Annotated in this window: 1 rRNA gene; it reads right to left on the bottom strand. The window is 51.3% G+C overall.

Features of this window, described 5'->3' with window-relative positions:
- Window positions 1-147: 147 nt before the first annotated feature.
- Window positions 148-1,229, bottom strand: a 16S ribosomal RNA gene (locus KQI94_RS16045); the annotation flags it as partial.

Below are 1,229 nucleotides of genomic sequence, written 5' to 3'. Positions count from 1 at the left end.
AAAAAACTCATTCAACGCGGTGTTCTCGGTTTGTTTTGATTCTTTTTACTTCAATATCCAGTTTTCAATGAACGAATGTTTTGAGAGTAGACCTCTCAAAACTGAACAAAGTAAAGACGAAATGTGTATTTCCGTAATATTCCTTAGAAAGGAGGTGATCCAGCCGCACCTTCCGATACGGCTACCTTGTTACGACTTCACCCCAATCATCTATCCCACCTTAGGCGGCTGGCTCCAAAAAGGTTACCTCACCGACTTCGGGTGTTACAAACTCTCGTGGTGTGACGGGCGGTGTGTACAAGGCCCGGGAACGTATTCACCGCGGCGTGCTGATCCGCGATTACTAGCGATTCCGGCTTCATGCAGGCGAGTTGCAGCCTGCAATCCGAACTGAGAGAAGCTTTAAGAGATTTGCATGACCTCGCGGTCTAGCGACTCGTTGTACTTCCCATTGTAGCACGTGTGTAGCCCAGGTCATAAGGGGCATGATGATTTGACGTCATCCCCACCTTCCTCCGGTTTGTCACCGGCAGTCTCGCTAGAGTGCCCAACTAAATGATGGCAACTAACAATAAGGGTTGCGCTCGTTGCGGGACTTAACCCAACATCTCACGACACGAGCTGACGACAACCATGCACCACCTGTCACTTTGTCCCCGAAGGGAAAGCTCTATCTCTAGAGTGGTCAAAGGATGTCAAGACCTGGTAAGGTTCTTCGCGTTGCTTCGAATTAAACCACATGCTCCACCGCTTGTGCGGGCCCCCGTCAATTCCTTTGAGTTTCAACCTTGCGGTCGTACTCCCCAGGCGGAGTGCTTAATGCGTTTGCTGCAGCACTGAAGGGCGGAAACCCTCCAACACTTAGCACTCATCGTTTACGGCGTGGACTACCAGGGTATCTAATCCTGTTTGCTCCCCACGCTTTCGAGCCTCAGCGTCAGTTACAGACCAGAGAGCCGCCTTCGCCACTGGTGTTCCTCCATATATCTACGCATTTCACCGCTACACATGGAATTCCACTCTCCTCTTCTGCACTCAAGTCTCCCAGTTTCCAATGACCCTCCCCGGTTGAGCCGGGGGCTTTCACATCAGACTTAAGAAACCGCCTGCGCTCGCTTTACGCCCAATAAATCCGGACAACGCTTGCCACCTACGTATTACCGCGGCTGCTGGCACGTAGTTAGCCGTGGCTTTCTGGTTAGATACCGTCAGGGGACGTTCAGTTACTA

It is taken from the genome of Enterococcus sp. S183_ASV_20 (assembly GCF_018919685.1).
Lineage (GTDB): Bacteria > Bacillota > Bacilli > Lactobacillales > Enterococcaceae > Enterococcus > Enterococcus faecalis.
This window is presented reverse-complemented; position numbering and strand designations above follow the sequence as displayed.